This is a genomic window from Methylobacterium sp. BI1, from assembly GCF_056680125.1.
Map to the genome: position 1 here is coordinate 2,073,575 of NZ_CM155267.1, position 19,426 is coordinate 2,093,000.

The 19,426-nt window shown below is 67.8% G+C and carries 14 protein-coding genes and 1 tRNA gene; 11 read left to right on the forward strand and 4 right to left on the reverse strand.

The annotated features are described in order from the left end of the window. Positions 1–226 precede the first annotated feature (226 nt). Positions 227–2,101 carry a hypothetical protein gene (locus tag AC1MGR_RS09690; RefSeq protein ID WP_480234450.1) on the reverse strand — a complete coding sequence of 625 codons (1,875 nt, stop codon included), beginning with the start codon at positions 2,099–2,101 and terminating at the stop codon, positions 227–229. Positions 2,102–2,724: 623 nt separating this feature from the next. On the opposite strand from AC1MGR_RS09690, the gene AC1MGR_RS09695 reads away from it, so the two are divergent. Both AC1MGR_RS09695 and AC1MGR_RS09700 read left to right on the forward strand, forming a co-directional pair. Continuing rightward, a complete protein-coding gene (locus tag AC1MGR_RS09695; protein ID WP_156394287.1) occupies positions 2,725–2,874 on the forward strand; it encodes a hypothetical protein in 150 nt (49 codons plus the stop codon). A 147-nt stretch (positions 2,875–3,021) separates the two neighbouring features. Beyond that, positions 3,022–3,321: a hypothetical protein gene (locus AC1MGR_RS09700; RefSeq protein WP_480234451.1), complete on the forward strand. Its 300-nt coding sequence runs from the start codon at positions 3,022–3,024 to the stop codon at positions 3,319–3,321. A 298-nt stretch (positions 3,322–3,619) separates the two neighbouring features. On the opposite strand, the gene AC1MGR_RS09705 is transcribed toward AC1MGR_RS09700, so the two are convergent. After that, positions 3,620–3,811 (reverse strand): hypothetical protein, encoded by a 192-nt coding sequence (locus AC1MGR_RS09705; protein WP_108038620.1) that lies wholly within the window; start codon positions 3,809–3,811, stop codon positions 3,620–3,622. A gap of 40 nt (positions 3,812–3,851) precedes the next feature. Then, positions 3,852–4,085 (reverse strand): hypothetical protein, encoded by a 234-nt coding sequence (locus AC1MGR_RS09710; protein ID WP_108038622.1) that lies wholly within the window; start codon positions 4,083–4,085, stop codon positions 3,852–3,854. Between the two features lie 184 nt (positions 4,086–4,269). On the opposite strand from AC1MGR_RS09710, the gene AC1MGR_RS09715 reads away from it, so the two are divergent. Then, positions 4,270–4,974: a glutathione binding-like protein gene (locus tag AC1MGR_RS09715; RefSeq protein ID WP_480234452.1), complete on the forward strand. Its 705-nt coding sequence runs from the start codon at positions 4,270–4,272 to the stop codon at positions 4,972–4,974. A 49-nt stretch (positions 4,975–5,023) separates the two neighbouring features. Here AC1MGR_RS09715 and AC1MGR_RS09720 read toward each other — a convergent pair whose 3' ends face one another. After that, positions 5,024–5,893 carry an MBL fold metallo-hydrolase gene (locus tag AC1MGR_RS09720; RefSeq protein ID WP_480234453.1) on the reverse strand — a complete coding sequence of 290 codons (870 nt, stop codon included), beginning with the start codon at positions 5,891–5,893 and terminating at the stop codon, positions 5,024–5,026. Between the two features lie 118 nt (positions 5,894–6,011). Here AC1MGR_RS09720 and AC1MGR_RS09725 point away from each other — a divergent pair, with 118 nt between their 5' ends. From AC1MGR_RS09725 to AC1MGR_RS09760, 8 genes are all read left to right on the forward strand, one after another. Then, positions 6,012–7,316 carry a glycosyltransferase family 4 protein gene (locus AC1MGR_RS09725; RefSeq protein WP_480234454.1) on the forward strand — a complete coding sequence of 435 codons (1,305 nt, stop codon included), beginning with the start codon at positions 6,012–6,014 and terminating at the stop codon, positions 7,314–7,316. Between the two features lie 61 nt (positions 7,317–7,377). After that, the gene (locus AC1MGR_RS09730) at positions 7,378–7,701 is read left to right on the forward strand and encodes a rhodanese-like domain-containing protein (RefSeq protein ID WP_108038630.1); all 324 of its coding nucleotides are present in this window, start codon (positions 7,378–7,380) and stop codon (positions 7,699–7,701) included. A 122-nt stretch (positions 7,702–7,823) separates the two neighbouring features. Beyond that, positions 7,824–8,975: an efflux RND transporter periplasmic adaptor subunit gene (locus AC1MGR_RS09735; protein ID WP_108038787.1), complete on the forward strand. Its 1,152-nt coding sequence runs from the start codon at positions 7,824–7,826 to the stop codon at positions 8,973–8,975. Positions 8,976–9,137: 162 nt separating this feature from the next. Further along, complete coding sequence (locus AC1MGR_RS09740) at positions 9,138–12,350, forward strand: efflux RND transporter permease subunit (protein ID WP_480234455.1); 3,213 nt, start codon at positions 9,138–9,140, stop codon at positions 12,348–12,350. A 103-nt stretch (positions 12,351–12,453) separates the two neighbouring features. After that, a tRNA-Pro gene (locus AC1MGR_RS09745) sits at positions 12,454–12,531 on the forward strand. Between the two features lie 576 nt (positions 12,532–13,107). After that, positions 13,108–14,391 (forward strand): efflux RND transporter periplasmic adaptor subunit, encoded by a 1,284-nt coding sequence (locus tag AC1MGR_RS09750; protein ID WP_480234456.1) that lies wholly within the window; start codon positions 13,108–13,110, stop codon positions 14,389–14,391. 57 nt (positions 14,392–14,448) lie between these two features. After that, positions 14,449–17,610: an efflux RND transporter permease subunit gene (locus tag AC1MGR_RS09755; RefSeq protein WP_480234457.1), complete on the forward strand. Its 3,162-nt coding sequence runs from the start codon at positions 14,449–14,451 to the stop codon at positions 17,608–17,610. 101 nt (positions 17,611–17,711) lie between these two features. Further along, positions 17,712–19,274, forward strand: a complete 1,563-nt coding sequence (locus tag AC1MGR_RS09760; RefSeq protein ID WP_108038638.1) for an efflux transporter outer membrane subunit — start codon at positions 17,712–17,714, stop codon at positions 19,272–19,274. The last annotated feature ends 152 nt before the right edge of the window (positions 19,275–19,426 follow it).

Sequence of the window (19,426 nt, forward strand, 5' to 3'; positions counted from 1 at the left end):
GCGCCGCGCGCTTGCCGGCAATTCCCGAAACGTCCACGGAAGCATCGCACCTCGCTGACGGATCATTTCGAGTCGCAGACTTGGGATGCACATGTCACCAGACCCGGAGGGTCGAGCCCATGCGCAGGAGGGATGTTCTTAATGTCGGCGGCCAAACAGTCCAAGCGGTGAGGGGGGAGCCATCGCCGCAAAGGAGCGCGATAGCTGGAAGCGTGCGAACCGTGCGTTACGGCGCACCGACGTTGGGAATTGCGATGATCTGGGAAGACTTGCTGAGGTTATTGACAGCCGCGTTACGAATACCCTTCACCACGTTATAAGCGACAACCCCCACATCGCTTGAGGCGTCGACCTGAACTCCAAAGGGCAGCGTACTAGGCGCCGTCTTGGCGATAATATTGTTCATCACCGTAAAATTTCGCGATGCTCCGATGACTACCGGAGCAGGGCCGCTTTCCATTGGGTCAACGATCTGGTTACCAGTATAGGTGAGCCCGTTGATGGCGTAGAATACACTGGCGGGCCCACCCAGACCAATGAACCAATTGTTCGTCGAGAAGATGCCACGAACAGATCCTCCGCCCTCGGCAGAGAAAGTTTGTGCAACGCAGTTTGCAGCCGATTTTGTATGATAAACATGGTCGATGTGTATGTTGTTGATCTGAGACTCAGGGCCCAGCGTCCTGAAATCAATGAATTTACAGCCAGTACCATCGAACTGCGTACCTGACATCCCATTGAACCATACATCGTTGATGCTGGACTTGTTGGAAGCACGTCCTCGAACGCCGATATTCGATCGGTAGAAGCTCGTATTCTCAAAGCGAATGGCAGCGACACCGTTAAGGCCGGGCGCCGTTGTATCGGCTACCATGTCGACATTGATCGTATTGGCGCAAGATGCGGGAGCATTTGCATCGAAGCAGGGAATGAACCGACTCGCGATGATGTCAATCTCGCTCGTATTCGCGGTTTCATTGGATCCGGTCGCCTTAAGGCGCACAGCAGTGTTGTTCGTCTTACTGCTGCTCGCAACGGTATAAGCTGTGCGCTCCATCTGCATCACGACGGTATTCTGGACATCGTAGCCGATAGGGAAGTCGTAGACGAGAACGTCCTGCAAGCGACTCTTCTTCGGGCCGTTGAGCCAATACCCGGCCCCCTCGGGGTTGAAAGCGATGCCGGCCGTGGCACCGCTGGTGCGCATCGAGTTGCGCACGGAGAAGTCGTGGATGAAGAAGTCGTGCGTCGGATCGGCCCCGGTCTGCACACCATGAATCTGAAGCAGGGCGTAGCCGGTGAACGACGCGCAGGTCTGGAGGATGCCGCCGGAGTTCGTGATGCCGGGCCCGCGGATCTCGATGGGTTGCGATAGAACCGGCGACACATCCCACGGCCGACAGAAATTGTAGGAGCCGTTACCGATCTCGACGATGGGGCGACTGCCGGGGGTATAGTTCAGTGGGTCTTTCGGCGAGAACGACAGCTGAGCGCTTTCATAGGCGGCCTGGAAGGCGGGCTGGCTGTCGACGGTATTCTGGTACTCGCCGACCGCCCCCCACCATTCCGGCCTGTTGAAGCGCAGCCCCACGACCTTGCCGACACCGGCAAAGATCTGGCCCGACGGCGCGGCGTCAACCGACCCCTTGATAGTTATCGTCACGCCCGCGTCAGGCTTGATCTGGGCTCCCATGGCGAAATGGTAGACGCGCCCCTTCGGCCACGTCGCCGACTGTGAGAGCCGCCATACGCCCGGCGAGATCGTGACGTCGCCGGGAACGGTCATCAGGCGCGCGAAGGCGGCATCCACTGCCGTGGTGCCATCGGTTGCGGCGCCCATATCCGGCGGCGTGAACGGCAGATCTCCGAGCTTGTCGAGCAGGGGGCGAGTAGCTGCGCCAGTCACCGAACGCGCGAATGGCACCGTGAGCGCATTGGTCGTGCCGATCACCAGCGAGTCTGGCGTCGGACCGCCGGGCAAAACCACGCGATTGCTTTCGTCGATAGGGCCGGACCCGAGGATCTGATCCGCCTGAACGTTTTCGATAACAGCGAGTGCAGCCAGTGCGAGGGCGAGAAAATTACGCATCAGAATGAACATAGGTTGGTGTCGTTTGAGTGCAAAGCGAACTTTTGGTCGGATCTTGCCGTGTGATGTTCGGCTGGCCCACGATCAGGTCGGACCCAGCCACCGCCAAGACGTTGGGGGTGTCGATCAAGTGGGCACGGGTCTTGTCGGCGGTGAAGAGTGGTGTGCCTGCGAGTAGACCGCAGCCAGCCGCAGAGTGATGGTGCGACTGCGGTCGATCTAGCCAGACCGACGTTGGTGTCAGCGGCCTGAATGGCGTTGTACGTGTCCTGCCCCAGCGCGTACGCGAACGCGGCGACCGACAACGCTACGCGCCGGCCACGGCCTCTTGCGCCTTCAGCCGATCCCGACGGATGTCCGTGACGTTTACAAGTGGAACACGATGACAGTGAGTCAGCTCGCCGGGTCGAAGAGGCGGATAGGTACGCCACGGATGATCGTCCTCGGCTGGGGCACAGTGTACCCCGACAGGCAGAATTTGGTACCAACCGTCGAGCCGGTGACATCGATCGGAGCCCCGTCCGGTCCCGCGCCGGGGACGCACCGCCGCGCGCTCCACCGGCTCCCCATTCCCTGGACAGCGCCGGGGCGGCACCGGCACATCGCAGCGGAGAATCGAATCGACGGAGCCGGGCATGAGCGACGCGAGATACCGTGCCCTCGAGGCGCGCATCGACGCCTTGGAGGGCGAGGTGAAACGCGCGCGGAACGATATCCAGTGGGCGATCGCGCTGATGTTCGTCGTGCCCGTCGGGTTGCTGATCATCCTGCGCGTCTGGTCCTGATGGGCCTTGCCGGGGGACGGCCGAACAAGACGTCGCGAACACATCGCGCATTCGACCGCCCACGTTAACGCGCCGGTCATGATGCCGGCAGCCAAAGCCATCGCCGCGCCCGAACCGTGCTATGAAAGCTCGAACGAGGGTCGATCGATGTTCTTGATTCTACTGGCCACCATGGGCGGTGGCGTGATCTCGACGGTTCTGCTGCTGCCTTACGGCATCCTGACCGCACTGATGGCCGCGCCCCTGTGCGCGAGCCTCTGCGCCGCTGCGGCCGGGGCCGTGCTCATGCTGCGCCGGGGCGACGCCTGGAACACGGACGCGGCCTTCGAAGACGCCACGGACGACCAGACGGACGCCATGGTCAAGATGCTGCGCGACATCGCCGCCAAGGGGCGCGAGACAAGCGCGGATGCGAAGCGGCCCACCCGCAACTCCAAGGCGGCCTGAGGCAGGCCCGCGCCCGTCTTCCGAGATCGAGCTCAGGCGGAAGAGCGACGGCGTTCCCGACGCCCCTGGCACGGGGGCCGGGGACTCCCTGATGAAAGCGGTAAGGCGCGGAATCCGCCAGGACGGCGGCCAAGACGCGCCGATCCCCACGACGACGGACCCTTGTGGTCGCGTTCTGCACGGAACGAACGGGTCCGGAGCCTGATCCGGGCAGAAATCCAGATCGGGCATGGGGAGCGTCCACCCCGCAGATGGGGTGCGCCTGCGAACCTTGCCGTTGTTCGCGAGGAAAGGCGCTCTACACCCGCACATCGACGATACGGCGTTGGCGGCCCACCACTTCACCCCCGCCATCCCGGGCCCGATCCACCTCGACGGAGACGGTGCGCGGCTCGGTCTCGTGCCGTCGCGCCGCGTCGTTCCGGGCGCCATGCACGATCTCGGTGGCGCGGATGATCCCGACCTGCGTCAGGGGAACGGTGATCGTCATGGATGTCGATCCTCCGATAAAGGGCGCGCCGCGTCGTGGCTCAGGCAAGGATGTCGAGGACCCGGCGCTCCGAATCGAGCGTGGATTTCAGGATGGCGGTGTTCATCCCGATATTCGCCTTCTCCTGCATGAGCTGGACGGCGGTGGTCGAGAGATCGACCTGGGTCGCGCTCGGCAGGCTGGTGCCGATGGTCGCGATCCCCTCGGCCGCCGTGGCGTAGCGCTGCGTCGCCGCCAGGATCCCGCCGGTGCTCGCCGAAATTGCGTTGACCATCCCGTCGCTCCCTCGTCTGCAGCGAGGCAACCACGGTCCCCTGAATTCCCCGTTGTGAAACTGCGGTGCATTTGAACGACCGCCCGCGGCCGTCCTCCGTCCGAGCTTGACCCCCGTTCCTCCGAGCCCCACCTCGGGCCCGACGCGACCGGACCGAGCCCCGGCGCCCAGCGCGGAGACCGCAATGATCGATCTGTACTATTGGCCGACCCCGAACGGCCACAAGGTCACGATGCTCCTGGAAGAGGCGGGGCTCGACTACACCCTCAAGCCGGTGAACATCGGCAAGGGTGACCAGTTCAAGCCGGATTTCCTCTTGATCGCCCCGAACAACCGCATGCCGGCCATCGTCGACCACGCACCGGCCGATGGCGGCGCCCCGGTCTCGCTGTTCGAGTCCGGCGCGATCCTGCTCTACCTCGCCGAGAAGACCGGCCGGTTCATCGCCCGGGACGTGGCCGGCCGCGCCGAGGTGCTGCAATGGCTGTTCTGGCAGATGGGCGGCCTCGGGCCCATGCTCGGCCAGAACCACCACTTCACCCAGTACGCGCCCGAGAAGGTGCCCTACGCCATCGACCGCTACGTCAAGGAGACCAACCGGCTGTACGGCGTCCTCAACCGTCGCCTCGCCGACCGGCCCTTCGTCGCCGGCGCCGACTACTCGATCGCCGACATGGCCAGCTATCCCTGGATCGTCCCCTATGAGAAGCAGGGCCAGCGGCTGGCAGACTTCCCGAACCTGCAGCGCTGGTTCCAGGCGATCGCCGAACGCCCGGCGACGAAGGCCGCCTATGCCCGCGCCCCGGAGATCAACCCGGATTTCGGGAAGACCCTGAGCGAGGAGGCCAAGAAGGTCATGTTCGGCCAGACCGCCGCGACGCGAAGCTGATCCGGCCGAAGCCGCGCCGCGGAGAGGCCATCCGCGCCACGGCTTGGCATTAGCGCCGCAGGGTCTCGAGTGGCACCGGGGCGGCGTGCGGTCGGGTCGCCAGCATGCCGTCGATCAACGCCAGCACTTCGGCCCGGCCGCAATTGGCGGCCGGCTCGAAGGGTGTCCAGGTCTGGGTGAAGTCGAGCTGGGCGAAGACGTCGCGGTAGTGCCGCAATTCGTTCGTGGTCAGCGGCACCCCGCGCACGAAGGCCTTGTGGGCCGAGATGTTCAGCGCCCGCCGGAAATCCTGCGGGTCGAGCTCGAACTTCAGGGCGTCGCCGCAAAACAGGATCTTCCGAGCCCGATCGAACAGCACCGCGTGACCGTCGAAATGGCCGGCGGTGCGATGGAGCTCCAGGCCGGGGAGGGGCTCGAGGAAATCGTCGTAGGGCCAGGACACCTGCAGCGCGGCACTCCAGGTGAAGTCGGCGGCCGGCAGGCAGAGTTCCGGGTCGAAGCGGTCCTGCAGCTGCACCAGGGCGCCGTAGGCATGGGGGTGCGAGGAGGACAGCACCTGCATGCCGCCGAGGCTCGCGATGTGCTGGAGCGCCGCCTCGCTGAAGACCGGGCAGGCCTCGAAGCCCATGTTCCCCGAAGGCGTCTGGACGAGGTAGGCGCTCGGGCCGATGCCCGAAACGGGATCGTTCCAGAACCGCCAGACACCGGGCTCCAGCTCCTCCCAGTGGCATGGGAAGCGGTCCTGCGCCTCGCGCTCGGTCCAGAACTGCCAGCCCTTCTGCGGTACCACATGGCGGGCATCGAGGCACATCGGGCAGGCCGGCGGCCGCTCGAAGTGGCGCTGCCAGAACCCGCAATTGTCACAGGTGTAGGCGGGCAGGTCGAGGGCGCCGGCGAAGGGCAGGTATCCGGGAGACACGACGCGTTGCTCTCGTTGGCGGCTGCGGCCGCGGGTAGCCTCGGGCTGAGGCGTGCGCATATAGGCGCGAGGCGGAGGCCGGCCATACGGCACCGCACCTGAACGCCACCGGAGGATCATGCCCGTCCCGAGCCTCGCCTTCGACCTGACCCGCCTGATCACCCGCCTGCGGCATCCGAGCCCGAGCGGTATCGACCGGGTCGACCTCGCCTATGCCCGGCACGTCCTGGCCCAGCCGGGCGACCGCTTCGGCCTAGTCTCGACGGCGTTCGGCCCCCGCGTGCTGGCCCGGGCGGAGGCGCTCGGCATCGTCGAGGCCGTGGCGGCCGGCTGGGTCGAGGACCGTGACGCGACGCAGGACCCGGTCTACCGCCGTCTGGTCTCGGCCCTCGGAGCGCCGGGCGACACTGGTCCGCTGCCGCCCGCCCCCGGGCGCGGCGGCACCGGGGACCGGCGGCGGATCCAGGCCCGGACGGCGGCCACCACCCTGCGCGCCCGCGGCCCGGAGGTCCTGCCGCCCGGGACCGTCTACCTGCACACCTCGCACCTGCGCCTCGACAAGCCCGGCCGCTTCGACTGGCTCTACGACCGACGCGACATCCAGCCCGTCTTCTTCGTCCACGACCTCATCCCGATCGACTATCCGGAATACGGGCGGCCGGGAGAGGCCGCGCGGCACCGCGTCCGGATGGAGAGCATCGCTCGCCACGCCGCGCACGTGCTGGTCAATTCCCGCGACGTCGGCGAGCGCTTCGCCCGCCACTGCGCGAGCCTGGGGCGGCCGACGCCGCCCGTGACGGTGGCGCTCCTGGGGGTCGAGCCGGTGTTCCGTCCGGCGGGGGAGGGGCCGTCCTTCACGCCCCAGCGGCCCACCTTCGTCGCCTGCGGCACCATCGAGCCGCGCAAGAATCACCTCGCCCTGCTGCATCTCTGGCGCGACCTCGCCGAGCGCCACGGGCCCGACACGCCCCGCCTCGTTCTGGTAGGCCGGCGCGGCTGGGAAGCGGAGAACATCATCGACCTGCTGGAGCGGTGCCCCGCCATCCGCACCCACGTAATCGAGGTCAGCGGCCTGTCGAGCCACGGACTCGCGGCCCTGCTGCGCTCGGCCACCGCCCTGCTGATGCCGTCCTTCGCCGAAGGATACGGCCTGCCGGTGGTCGAGGCTGCGGCCTCGGGCCTGCCGGTCGTCGCCTCGGACCTTGCGGTCCACAGGGAGATCGGAACCGCATTCGCCGCGTTCCTCGACCCCCTCGACGGCCCCGGCTGGCGTCGGGCGGTCGAGGATCTCTCGGCACCGGGCTCCGGTCTGCGCGCGGCGCTCGCGCGCCGGACGGCGGAGGCCGGTCTGCCGAGCTGGACCGGACACTTCGGGACCGTCGAGGACGCGCTGGGTCGCACCATTTGCCGTCCTGACGACTGACGCCTAAGAACATCCGTCATTGTCCGACCGTGCATGGGACGGTCCCAGAGAGGATAGACGGATGAAGGTTGTCGACCTGGACCGGGATGCGATCAAGGCCGGCCTCGCCGACCGGTCCATGCTGGTGATCGACGTGCGCGAGCCGCACGAATTCGAGCAAGGACACATCCCCGGCGCGGTCACCCATCCGCTCTCGACCTTCGACACCGCGGCCCTCGCGGCGCTGATCGCCGAGGACGGCCGGACACCGGTCTTCTCGTGCATGTCGGGCGTGCGTTCGGTCCACGCGCTGGCGGCCGCCCAGAACGCCGGCTTGCCGATCGAGGCGCATTACCGGGGCGGATTCAAGGACTGGGCCGGCTCAGGCGAGCCGGTCGAGGCTTGAGGGATGGGCAGAGTCTTCGGCAGGGTCTCGGACGCAGTCTTGGGCGGAGCATGTGTGGCAGCGCACGACATAGGTCGCGGCGGACCTCTAGCTGGCGCATCGTAGGGAACAACCATATGCGCATGCGCTCGATCTTCAGTCTTCTTCCGGTCGTCGGACTGGTCGCTTCGGCGCTCATCGCGCCGGTGCTCGTCGCCCCCGCCCAGGCCCAGGCCCCGGGCGGACCGCCGCCGAAGGTCACCACGGCGAAGCCGGTGGTCCGCGAGATCGTCGAGACCGACACCTATACGGGCCGCTTCGACCCGGTCGACATCGTCGACGTCCGGGCCCGGGTCACCGGCTACCTCGAGAAGGTGAACTTCACCGACGGTGCCACGGTGAAGAAGGGCGACCTGCTCTTCGTCATCGACCGCCGCCCCTACAAGGCGGCCCTCGACCAGGCCCAGGCGGCCCTGGTCTCGGCCAAGGCCCGGCTGAACTTCTCGCAGACCGACCTCGACCGTGCCCAGACGCTCAGCAAGTCCGGCAACATCTCCGAGCAGGTCACCGACCAGCGCCGGCAGGCCTCCCAGACCGCGCAGGCCGATGTCGACAGCGCCGACGCGCAGCTGCGCCAGGCTCAGTTGAACTACGACTTTACCGAGGTGAAAGCCCCGATCTCGGGCCGCATCAGCCGGCGCCTGGTGACCGAGGGCAACATCGTCATCACCGACCAGACCCTGCTCACCACCATCGTCTCCCTGGACCCGATCTATTTCGGCTTCACGGTCGATGAGCGTTCGTTCCTGAAGTACCAAGGCAGCCTCGGTATCGGCATGGGCGAGACCCAGAAGGGCAAGGGCGTCCCGATCCTGATCGCCCTCACCGGCGAGGCGAAGCCGACCCGCAAGGGTACCCTCGACTTCGTGGACAACCGCGTCGACAACGCCACCGGCACGGTGCTGCTGCGCGCCACCGTCGAGAACCCCGACGGGTTCATCAAGCCGGGCCTGTTCGGCGTCGTCTCGCTGCCCGCCACGAAGCCCTATCAGGGCATCCTGCTGCCCGACGAGGCGGTCTCGGCCAACCAGGACAAGCGCATCGTCTACATCGTCGCCGACGACGGCACGGTGTCCCTGCGCGAGGTCAAGCTCGGTCCGAAGGTCGACGGCTACCGGGTGATCCGCGAGGGCCTGAAGGGCGACGAGAACGTCGTGGTCAACGGCGTCACCCGCGTCCGTCCGGGTGCCAAGGTGGCGGCCGAATCCTCGACCCTGCCGCCCAGCAAGACCTGACGCCACACGCGACCTGACGGGCGAGCGCCGAGGCGGGCGCGGCTCCCGCGACGATCATCCCCGACCGGCCACGGCCGGGGAGCGGCCACCAGACCGCGGACGAAGAAACGGTGCCGCCTCGGACCCGCGCGTGCGGGCCGCATGCGGCGAGAGGTTCAAGCGATGCGTTTTGCCCACTTCTTCGTCGATCGGCCGATCTTCGCGTCGGTCACGTCGATCGTCTTCCTGATCCTCGGCTACGTCGCCTACCTGTCGCTGCCGGTGGCCCAGTACCCCGAGATCGTGCCGCCGACCGTGACCGTGCGCGCCAGCTTCCCCGGCGCCAACGCCGAGACGGTGGCGGCCACGATCGCGACCCCGATCGAGCAGGAGGTCAACGGCGTCGACAACATGCTCTACATGACGTCGCTGTCGACCAACGACGGCAACATGCTGCTGACGGTGACCTTCAAGGTCGGCACCAACCTCGATATCGCGAACGTCCTCGTCCAGAACCGCCTCTCGGTCGCGCAACCGCGCCTGCCGCCGGACGTGCGCAACCTCGGCGTCACCGTCCGCAAGGCCTCGCCGGACCTGATGCTGGTGGTGCACCTGCTGTCGCCGAAGAAGACCTACGACCAGAATTACCTCGCCAACTACATCTACCTGAACATTCGCGACGAGCTCCTGCGCCTCGACGGCGTCGGCGATATCACCATCTTCGGCGGCAACGAGTACGCCGAGCGCGTCTGGCTCGATCCGAACAAGCTCGCGGCCTACGGCCTGACCACCTCCGACGTCATCACGGCCCTGTCCGAGCAGAACGTGCAGGTGGCCGCCGGCGCCCTGAACTCGCCGCCCGCCGCCACGGGCCAGGCCTTCCAGCTCATCGTGCAGTCGCAGGGACGCTTCCAAAGCCCCGAGGAATTCGCCGACGTCATCGTCAAGGCCGCCGACGGCCGCCTCGTCCGGGTCAAGGACATCGCCCGCGTCGAGATGGGCCAGAAGGACTACACCACCAACTCGTTCCTCAACGACACGCCCGCCATCGGCATCGGCGCCTTCCAGCGCCCGGGCACCAACGCCCTCGACGCCGCGGCGTCGGTGCGCAAGGTGATGGACAACCTCAAGAAGAACTTCCCGCCGGACATCGAGTACCGCATCGCCTACAACCCGACGGAGTTCATCGAAGAGTCGATCCACGAGGTCTACAAGACGCTCTTCGAGGCCGTCGGCCTGGTCGTCATCGTGGTGCTGGTCTTCCTCCAGAGCTGGCGTACCGCGCTCATCCCGGTGATCGCGATCCCGGTCTCCCTGGTGGGCACCTTCGCGGCCATGTCGGCCTTCGGGTTCTCGCTGAACAACCTCACCCTGTTCGGGCTCGTGCTCGCCATCGGCATCGTGGTCGACGACGCCATCGTGGTGGTGGAGAACGTCGAGCGCAACATGGCCGAGGGCCTGTCGCCGGGCGACGCAGCGCACAAGACCATGGACGAGGTCGGCGGCGCCGTCATCGCCATCGCCCTGGTGCTCTCGGCGGTGTTCATCCCCACCGCCTTCATCCCGGGCATCACCGGCCAGTTCTACAAGCAGTTCGCGCTGACCATCGCGGCCTCGACCATCATCTCGATGTTCAACTCGCTGACGCTGTCGCCGGCGCTCTGCAAGCTGCTCCTGAGGCCCCACCACGAGCACGCCAAGCCGAAGTTCTTCCTCTTCCGCTTCGTCGCCTGGCTGGCGGACATGTTCAACAAGGGCTTCGACTGGCTCTCGAACACCTATGGGCGGATCATCTACGGTCTGACGAACTACGCGATCGGGCTGATCGCGATGATGCTCGTCTACGCGGCCGTCATCGCCGCCACCCTGCACCTGGTCCAGACGACGCCCACGGGCTTCATCCCCGACCAGGACCAGGGCTACCTCATCGGCGTGGTGCAGCTGCCCTCGGGCGCCTCCCTCGACCGCACCACCGAAGTGGTGAACCGGGCGGCCGCGGCGGCCCGCAAGATCGACGGCGTGACCAACACCGTCATCATCGCGGGCTTCGACGGCGCGACCTTCACCAACACCACCAACTCGGGCGTGATGTTCATCACCCTGGCGGGCGCCAAGGAACGGGCCACGCAGGGGCGGAGCGCGGCGGTGATCACCAACGACGTGATCAAGGCCACGTCCGACATCCAGGAGGCGCGCGTCATCGTCATCCCGCCGCCGCCGGTGCGCGGTCTCGGCCAGGGCGGCGGCTTCAAGATGCAGGTGGAGAGCCGGCAGAGCTCGGCCATCGGCCCGCTGCTCGGCGCCGTCGGCGAGGTCCTGGGCAAGGCCAACCAGAGCAACGACGTCCAGCGGGTGTTCACCACCTTCGGCAACGACACGCCGCAGCTCTACCTCGACATCGACCGCACGGTGGCGCGGATGCTCAATGTGCCGCTCTCCAACGTCTTCTCGACGGTACAGACGGCCCTGGGCGGTGCCTACGTCAACGACTTCAACACCCTGGGCCGCATCTATCAGGTCCGCGTGCAGGGCGACGCCCCGTTCCGCGTCTCGAAGCAGGACATCGAGCAGCTGAAGGTCCGCTCCTCCACCGGCGCCCTGGTGCCGATGGGGACGCTGGCCACGATCCGCGAGATCACCGGCCCGCAGATCGTCCAGCGCTTCAACCTCTACTACTCGGTGCCGGTCCAGGGCACGGCCAAGCCCGGCATCTCCACCGGCCAGGCCCTCGACGCCATGGAGGCCATCGCCAAGGAGAACCTGCCCGACGGCTACGCCTACGACTGGACCGAGATCGCCTACCAGCAGAAGGCGGCGGGCAACACCGCGATCTACGTCTTCGCGCTCGGTGTGCTCCTCGTCTTCCTCGTGCTCGCCGCGCAGTACGAATCCTGGGCGCTGCCCCTGGCGATCCTGCTCGTGGTGCCCACCGGCGTGCTCGCGGCCCTGTTCGGGGTGCAGCTGCGCGGCCAGGACAACAACATCCTGACCCAGATCGGCCTGATCGTGCTGATCGGCCTGGCGGCCAAGAACGCCATCCTGATCGTCGAGTTCGCGCACCAGCTGGAGGAGACCGAGCGGAAGGGCCCCGTGGCCGCCGCCGTCGAGGCCTGCCGCCTGCGCCTGCGCCCGATCCTGATGACGGCCTTCGCCTTCATCCTCGGCACGGTGCCGCTGGTGATCGCCACCGGCCCCGGCGCCGAGATGCGCCAGGCGCTCGGCACCGCCGTGTGCTTCGGCATGATCGGCGCGACGGTGTTCGGCCTCTTCCTGACCCCGGTCTTCTACGTGGTGATCCGGAACTTCCTGATCTGGCTCGCCAAGAAGCGCGGCAAGGATCCGCACAACACCACGCCGGACAAGCACGATCCGCACCCGGCGCCGTCCCACGCCTGACAGTGACCCGAGCCCGGATGCGGACCCCGCATCCGGGCTTCGTGTTTTGGGGTTGCGCCCCGCAGACCGGAAAGCTAAAGACCCCTCACCCCGCGAGGGGCGTCGGAGCGTAGCGCAGCCCGGTTAGCGCACTAGTCTGGGGGACTAGGGGTCGGAGGTTCGAATCCTCTCGCTCCGACCATTTGAACTCATTGCCCCCACAATGAGATCTTCCCGATCCTGACCATCGATGACGGGCTGCGAGAGCGCCCGCATGCCGGCATCGGCGCAGGGCCTGCACGGGGATCGCCGGCAGCGCCCCGTGCGCCCAGCCCCGGCCAACCATCCGAACACGAAATCGTCAGCCGGCCCGTCCCCCGCGAGGGACGGCCGCCGCGGTCCGCCCTGAGGCGTGACCGGCGGATTGACTCGCGCTCACGCTTGGCCCCTCTCACCCACGCCGACGCGACGCCCGCGGGCGGAACGACGGCGCGGTCGTCGATGCGGGCGCGGGACTCCAATCGGAAAATTGCCATGAATGGCGTCACACAAACACGATGCGACTTGGCTAAGACAGTCTTGGGCAAGACAGTCGCCGCCGGCGCCCTCAACCTGTCCGACCTTCGGACGGGGAAGCCTTTGACTGGGTGAGACACGTATTCCTGAATTTTTCCAACCCCAATCCTTGGCATTCGGATAGCCCCATCAGGTCGTCCGAGCCGCGCATGCGCCTCCGACCTGACCATCGGCGACCAACCTGAAAGCTCTTCTGCGGGACATGACCGGGACAAAGCGCACCATCGCGACCATTCTCGCGCCCCTCGGACTGCTAATCTGCCTAGTGGTGGCCGCTAGTCTCTGGCCCGCCCCGGTCCTGAGCGTCTTTACAGGGCTGAGCACGGCGATTCGCGAGCGTTTCGGGACGAGCGAGGCGGAGACCGCCGCGGGCGGCGATCCCCGCGAGGGCGGGCCGGCCCGGCTCTTCCGGCCGAGCCCGGCCCAGCGCGCGTCCCTGGACATCCTCCCGATCGCCGCGATCAGCTTCCGGCCGGAAGGGACGGCCGAGGGCCGCATCGCCCTCAACGAGGACGACAACGTGCCGGTGACCTCGCCCTATGCCGGCCGGGTGACCAAGGTGCTGGTCCGCGCCGGCGACGAGGTGAAGGCCGGCGACGTGCTCCTCACCCTCGAGGCCACGGACATGGTCCAGGCCCAGAACGACTACCAGACCGCCCTCAACACCCTGGCCAAGGCGACCGCGCTGCTGAAGCTCGACCAGACCATCGCGGCCCGCCAGCAGGAGCTGTTCCAGGCCAAGGCGGTGGCGCTGAAGGACTACCAGTCGGCCCAGAACGACGTCATCGGGGCGCAGAGCGACCTGAAGACCGCCGAGGCCGGGCTCGAAGCGGTGAAGAACCGCCTGCGCCTCCTCGGAAAGACCGATGCGGAGATCGCCGCCTTCGAGAAGAAGGGCACCCTGAGCCCCGAGACCCAGATCCGGGCGCCCATCGCGGGCACCATCGTCCAGCGCAAGGTCGGCCTCGGGCAGTACCTCTCCACCGCCAGCGACCCGGTCTTCGTCATCGGCGACCTCTCGACCGTCTGGCTGGTGGCCAACGTGCGCGAGAGCGAGATCCCGCGCATCCGGATCGGCCAGGAGGTCGAGGCCACGGTGGCGGGCTTCGGCGAACGGATCTTCAAGGCGCGGGTCAACTACATGTCCGCCAGCCTCGACCCGGCGACGCGGCGCTTGGCGGTGCGCAGCGAGGTGGAGAATCCGGACCAGGTCCTCAAGCCCGAGATGTTCGCCACCTTCACGATCTTCACCGGGCCGGGGCAGGTGGCGCCCGCCGTGCCCGCCGCCGCCATCGTGTACGAGGGCGCGAAGGCGCATGTCTGGATCGCGCGGCCCGACGGGGCCATCGAGGCCCGCGACGTCACCCTGGGCCTCTCCGCCCGCGGGATGGTGCAGGTCACCGCCGGCGTCGCGGCGGGGGAGGCGATCGTCACGCGCGGCGCCGTGTTCATGGATCGGGCGGCGAGCGGTGACAAGGCGTCCTGACCCGGCGGGCCTGGGCCCCCATCCTCGTCCTCGGGCCTCGGCCGGAAGAACTCTGCCATGAACAGCCTGATCGTCTTCGCCCTGCGCCAGCGTGTGCTGGTCTGCCTGCTATTCCTGGTGATGCTGGCACTCGGCTATGCCAGCTACACGCAGCTCAACATCGAGGCCTATCCCGATCCGGTGCCGCCGCTCGTCGACGTCATCACCCAGAATCCCGGGCAATCGGCCGACGAGATCGAGCGCTACATCACGATCCCCCTGGAGGTGCAGCTCGCCGGCATCCCCAACGCCACGGTGGTGCGCACGATCTCGCTGTTCGGCCTCTCCGACGTGAAGGTGCAGTTCAGCTACGCCTTCACCTACCAGGAGGCCCTGCAGAGGGTGCTCAACCGCCTGTCGCAGCTGCCGCCCCTGCCCAACGGCGCCCAGCCGCAGATCTCGCCGACCAGCCCCGTCGGCGAGATCATGCGCTACAAGGTGACAGGCCCCCCGGGCTACTCGTCCACCGACCTGAAGACCCTGCAGGACTGGGTGCTGCAGCGCCGCTTCAAGGCGATTCCCGGCGTGGTCGACGTCACCGCCTTCGGCGGCCGGACCAAGGAATACGAGATCGCCGTCGACCTGAACCGGCTCCAGGCCCAGGGCATGACCCTGGTCCAGCTCGTCACCGCGCTGAACAATTCGAGCATCAACGTCGGCGGCCAGACCCTGAACGTGGGCGAGCAGTCGGCCGTGGTCCGCGGCATCGGCCTGATCCGCGACATGGACGATATCCGCGACACGATGCTGACCCAGGTCAACGGCGTGCCGGTGCTGGTGCGCGACGTCGCCGAAGTGCAGGTCTCGCACGCGCCGCGCCTCGGCATCGTCGGCCATGACGGCGACGACGACATCGTCGAGGGCATCGTGCTGATGAGCCGGGATGGCGAGAGCCTGCCGACCCTGCGCCTCGTCAATGCCGAGATCGACAAGATCAACGCCAGCGGCATCCTGCCCCCGGATGTGCGGGTGGAGCGCATCTACGACCGCAGCGGGCTGATCCACACCACCACCCATACGGTGATGCACAACCTCGTCTTCGGCGTGACGCTGGTCTTCGTGGTGCAGTGGCTGTTCCTCGGGAGCCTGCGCAGCGCGATCATCGTGGCGGCGACGATCCCCTTCGCGCTGGGCTTCGCCATCCTGATCCTGGTCCTGCGCGGGGACTCGGCGAACCTCCTCTCCCTCGGCGCCATCGATTTCGGCCTGATCGTCGATGCCACCGTGATCATGGTCGAGAACGTGTTCCGGCACCTCGCCGAACCGGAGCACGGCGCGGGACAGGCGCCGCCGGGGGGCCTCACCGGCCGCCTCGGCACCATCGCCATCGCGGGCGCCGAGGTGAACCGGGCGATCTTCTTCTCGGCCACGATCATCATCGTGGGCTTCCTGCCGCTCTTCACCCTGTCGGGCGTCGAGGGCCACATCTTCGGACCGATGGCCAAGACCTACGCCTACGCGCTGCTCGGCGGCCTCATCGCCACCTTCACGGTCTCGCCCGCCCTCTCGGCCCTGATCCTGCCCAAGCACGTGGAGGAGCGGGACACACTCGTGGTCCGGCTCCTGCGCTTCGGCCACGTGCTGATCCTGCGCTTCGGTCTGCGCAACAAGGTGCTGTCGCTCCTCGTGGTGGCCGCGGTGCTCGGCATCTCGGGCATCGCCGCCCGCACCCTCGGCCTCGAATTCCTGCCCAAGCTCGAGGAGGGCAACCTCTACATCCGCGGCACCATGCCGGCCTCGATCTCGCTGGAGGCCGGCAACGCCTACGTGGAGCGCCTGCGCAAGATCATCGCGGAGGTGCCGGAGGTGGTCACCGTGCTCTCGCACCAGGGCCGCCCGGACGACGGGACCGATGCCACCGGCTTCTTCAACGTCGAGATCCTGGCGCCCCTGAAGCCCTTCGACACCTGGCGCAAGGGCGTCGACAAGGAGGGGCTCGTGCGCGACCTCTCGGCCAAGCTCGACGAGGCCTTCCCGGGCATCGAGTTCAACTTCTCCCAGTACATCGAGGACAACGTCCAGGAAGCCGCCTCCGGGGTGAAGGGCGAGAACTCGGTCAAGATCTACGGCAACGACCTCAACGACCTGACCAAGACCGCGGAGGCGATCAAGGCCACCCTGGCGAAGGTGCCGGGCATCGCCGACCTCGCGGTGTTCGCCTCCCTCGGTCAGCCCACGGTGCGGATCGACATCGACCGGCGCAAGGCGGCCCGCTACGGCCTGTCGCCGGGCGACGTGAACACCACCGTCCAGGCGGCGATCGGCGGCCAGACCGCGGGCGACCTCTACGAGTATGGCTCGGACCGGCACTTCCCCATGCGGGTGCGCCTCGCGCCGCAGTACCGCCGCAGCCTGGAGACTATCCGCAACATTACCGTCGGGGCGGCCAACCCCGCCGGCGGCGTGGTCCAGGTCCCGCTCTCCGAGATCGCCACCGTCGAGCTCGTCTCCGGTGCGGCCTTCATCTACCGCGAGAACCAGGAGCGCTACATTCCGGTGAAATTCTCGGTCCGCGGCCGCGACCTCGGCGGCGCGGTGCTGGAGGCGCAGGGCCGCATCGCCGAGGAGGTGACCCTGCCCCCCGGATTCCACCTCGAATGGGTCGGCCAGTTCACCAACCTGCAGGATGCCGTGCAGCGCCTGACCATCGTGGTCCCGGTGACGATCGCGCTGATCGCCCTGCTGCTCTACGTCAACTTCAGCTCCGTCACCGACATGGTGCTGACGCTGAGCGTGATCCCGATGGCGATGATCGGCGGGATCTTCGCGCTGTTCCTGACCATGACGCCGTTCTCGATCTCGGCGGCGATCGGGTTCATCGCCCTGTTCGGCATCTCGACCATGGAGGGCGTGATCCTGCTCTCCTACTACAACCAGCTCGTCGACGAGGGCTGGGCCCGGACCGAGGCGGTGTGGCACGCCGCCAACGTGCGCATGCGCCCGGTGATGATGACCTGCGTCGCCGCCTGCGTCGGCCTGCTGCCGGCGGCGATCTCCACCGGCATCGGCTCGCAGGTCCAGAAGCCGCTCGCCCTGGTAGTGGTCGGCGGCATCCTGCTCGCGCCGAACCTCATCCTCGTGGTGGTCCCGATCCTGATCGCCCTGTTCTCCCGGCGCGTGCCGGCCGCGATCCCGTCGGAAGCCGCCGCCCGGGCGGCGGCGCAGGCGGAGCACGCGTGATGGGCCGGTCACAGCCCCGCGCGTGCGCCGCCGGACGCGTTGACTTCGGTCCCGGCCCGGCGCCTCTACGGCCCAGGACGGCGACAGGATTTCTCGGCACCATGGTGGCATCCCCCCAGAACGCGGCACCCGCCGGGCGGGGCCGGAGGCGCCGCCTCCGCGAGGGTCTGCTCGTCCTCGCGGTCACGGGCCTCGGCGGCTGCGTCGTCGGCCCGGATTACGTGCCGCCGGCCGACCCGCCGGTCACCCGCTACACCCGCGAGCCCCTGCGCAACCCCACCGCCACCGACAACATCCGCACCGCCCATGGCGGCTCCGCCGACCAGAACTTCGTCTCCGGCGCCGACGTGCCGGGCCAGTGGTGGACCTTGTTCCGCTCGCCCGCCCTCGACCGCCTGGTGGCGGAGGCGCTGGCCAACAACCCGAACCTGGACGCGGCGCAGGCCTCCCTGCGGATCGCGCAGGAGAACGTCGAGGCGCAGCGCGGCACGCTGTTCCCGGTGGTCAGCGGGAACGGCCTCGGCTCGCGCCAGAAAGCCCCCGGCGGCGCCCTGCAGGGGCCGCTCAACGACACCCGGCAGCTGTTCTACAGCCTCTACACGCCGCAGGTGACGGTCTCGTTCACGCCCGACGTGTTCGGCGGAAACCGGCGCCAGATCGAATCCCTGGAGGCCCAGGCCGAGAACCAGCGCTTCCAGCTCGAGGCGACCTACCTGACGCTGACCACGAACGTGGTCCTGGCGGCGATCCAGGAGGCGTCGCTGCGCGCCCAGATCGACGCCACCCGCAAGGTGATCCAGGCCCAGACCGAGGTCCTGAACCTCTACAACAAGCAGCTTTCCCTCGGGCAGATCGCCGGGGCCGACGTGGTGGTGCAGCAGGCCGCCCTCTCGGTCTCGATGCAGCTGTTGCCGCCGCTGGAGAAGCAGCTCGCGCAGCAGCGCAACCTCCTGACCGCCCTGGTCGGGCGCCTGCCGAGCGAGGAGATCGCGCCGACCTTCACCCTGGCCTCTCTGCGCCTGCCCACCAACCTTCCCGTGAGCCTGCCCTCGCGCCTCGTGCAGCAGCGCCCGGACGTGAAGGCGGCGGAGGCCAACGTCCAGCAGGCCAGCGCGGCGGTGGGGGTGGCGGTGGCGAACCGCCTGCCGCAGTTCAACATCACCGCCAATGGCGGCGCCAGCGCGGTGCGGATCGCGCAGCTCGCGACCTCGGCCGCCTCGTTCTACGGCATCGTCGGCACCGTGGCACAGCCGATCTTCGATGCCGGGACCCTGTTCCGGCGCCAGCGCGCCGCGGAGGAGACGCTGACCGAGGCCCAGGCCCAGTACCGGGCCGTGGTGATCGGCGCCTTCCAGAACGTCGCCGACACCCTGCGGGCGCTCCAGTCCGACGCCCGGGCGGTGGCGGCGGCCTCGGCCGCCGAGCGGGCCACCAACGAGAGCCTCGGCCTGATCCGCAAGCAATACGCGGCGGGCGCCCTCAACAGCACGCAGGTGCTGATCGCGCAGCAATCCTACCTCTCGGCCCTGGTGACGTCGGCGGGTGCGCGCGCCAACCAGTACGCCGACACCGCCGCCCTGTTCCAGGCGCTGGGCGGCGGCTGGTGGAACCGCGCCGACGTGAAGCCGGCGCCACCCAGCACCGACCCGGCGAAGTTCCTCTAGGAACCGAGGCCTGCGCGAGCGTCCGGCCGCACGGGGCAAACCGTTCGTTACCAGGGGGTTAAGGCGCGATTTGTTGGCCTGGGCCGACGAGATGCGCTATAGGTTTGGGCAGGACACCGCACGGTCCGGCCGAACCGCCGGAGACGCGCGCG

Bases quoted from the DNA above. Each gene is read 5' to 3' on its own strand.
- AC1MGR_RS09715 (WP_480234452.1), top strand. From the start codon at position 4,270: ATGATCGATCTGTACTATTGGCCGACCCCGAACGGCCACAAGGTCACG.
- AC1MGR_RS09755 (WP_480234457.1), top strand. From the start codon at position 14,449: ATGAACAGCCTGATCGTCTTCGCCCTGCGCCAGCGTGTGCTGGTCTGC.
- AC1MGR_RS09695 (WP_156394287.1), top strand. From the start codon at position 2,725: ATGAGCGACGCGAGATACCGTGCCCTCGAGGCGCGCATCGACGCCTTG.
- AC1MGR_RS09735 (WP_108038787.1), top strand. From the start codon at position 7,824: ATGCGCTCGATCTTCAGTCTTCTTCCGGTCGTCGGACTGGTCGCTTCG.
- AC1MGR_RS09705 (WP_108038620.1), bottom strand. From the start codon at position 3,811: ATGACGATCACCGTTCCCCTGACGCAGGTCGGGATCATCCGCGCCACC.
- AC1MGR_RS09700 (WP_480234451.1), top strand. From the start codon at position 3,022: ATGTTCTTGATTCTACTGGCCACCATGGGCGGTGGCGTGATCTCGACG.
- AC1MGR_RS09710 (WP_108038622.1), bottom strand. From the start codon at position 4,085: ATGGTCAACGCAATTTCGGCGAGCACCGGCGGGATCCTGGCGGCGACG.
- AC1MGR_RS09730 (WP_108038630.1), top strand. From the start codon at position 7,378: ATGAAGGTTGTCGACCTGGACCGGGATGCGATCAAGGCCGGCCTCGCC.
- AC1MGR_RS09740 (WP_480234455.1), top strand. From the start codon at position 9,138: ATGCGTTTTGCCCACTTCTTCGTCGATCGGCCGATCTTCGCGTCGGTC.
- AC1MGR_RS09750 (WP_480234456.1), top strand. From the start codon at position 13,108: ATGACCGGGACAAAGCGCACCATCGCGACCATTCTCGCGCCCCTCGGA.
- AC1MGR_RS09725 (WP_480234454.1), top strand. From the start codon at position 6,012: ATGCCCGTCCCGAGCCTCGCCTTCGACCTGACCCGCCTGATCACCCGC.
- AC1MGR_RS09690 (WP_480234450.1), bottom strand. From the start codon at position 2,101: ATGTTCATTCTGATGCGTAATTTTCTCGCCCTCGCACTGGCTGCACTC.
- AC1MGR_RS09760 (WP_108038638.1), top strand. From the start codon at position 17,712: ATGGTGGCATCCCCCCAGAACGCGGCACCCGCCGGGCGGGGCCGGAGG.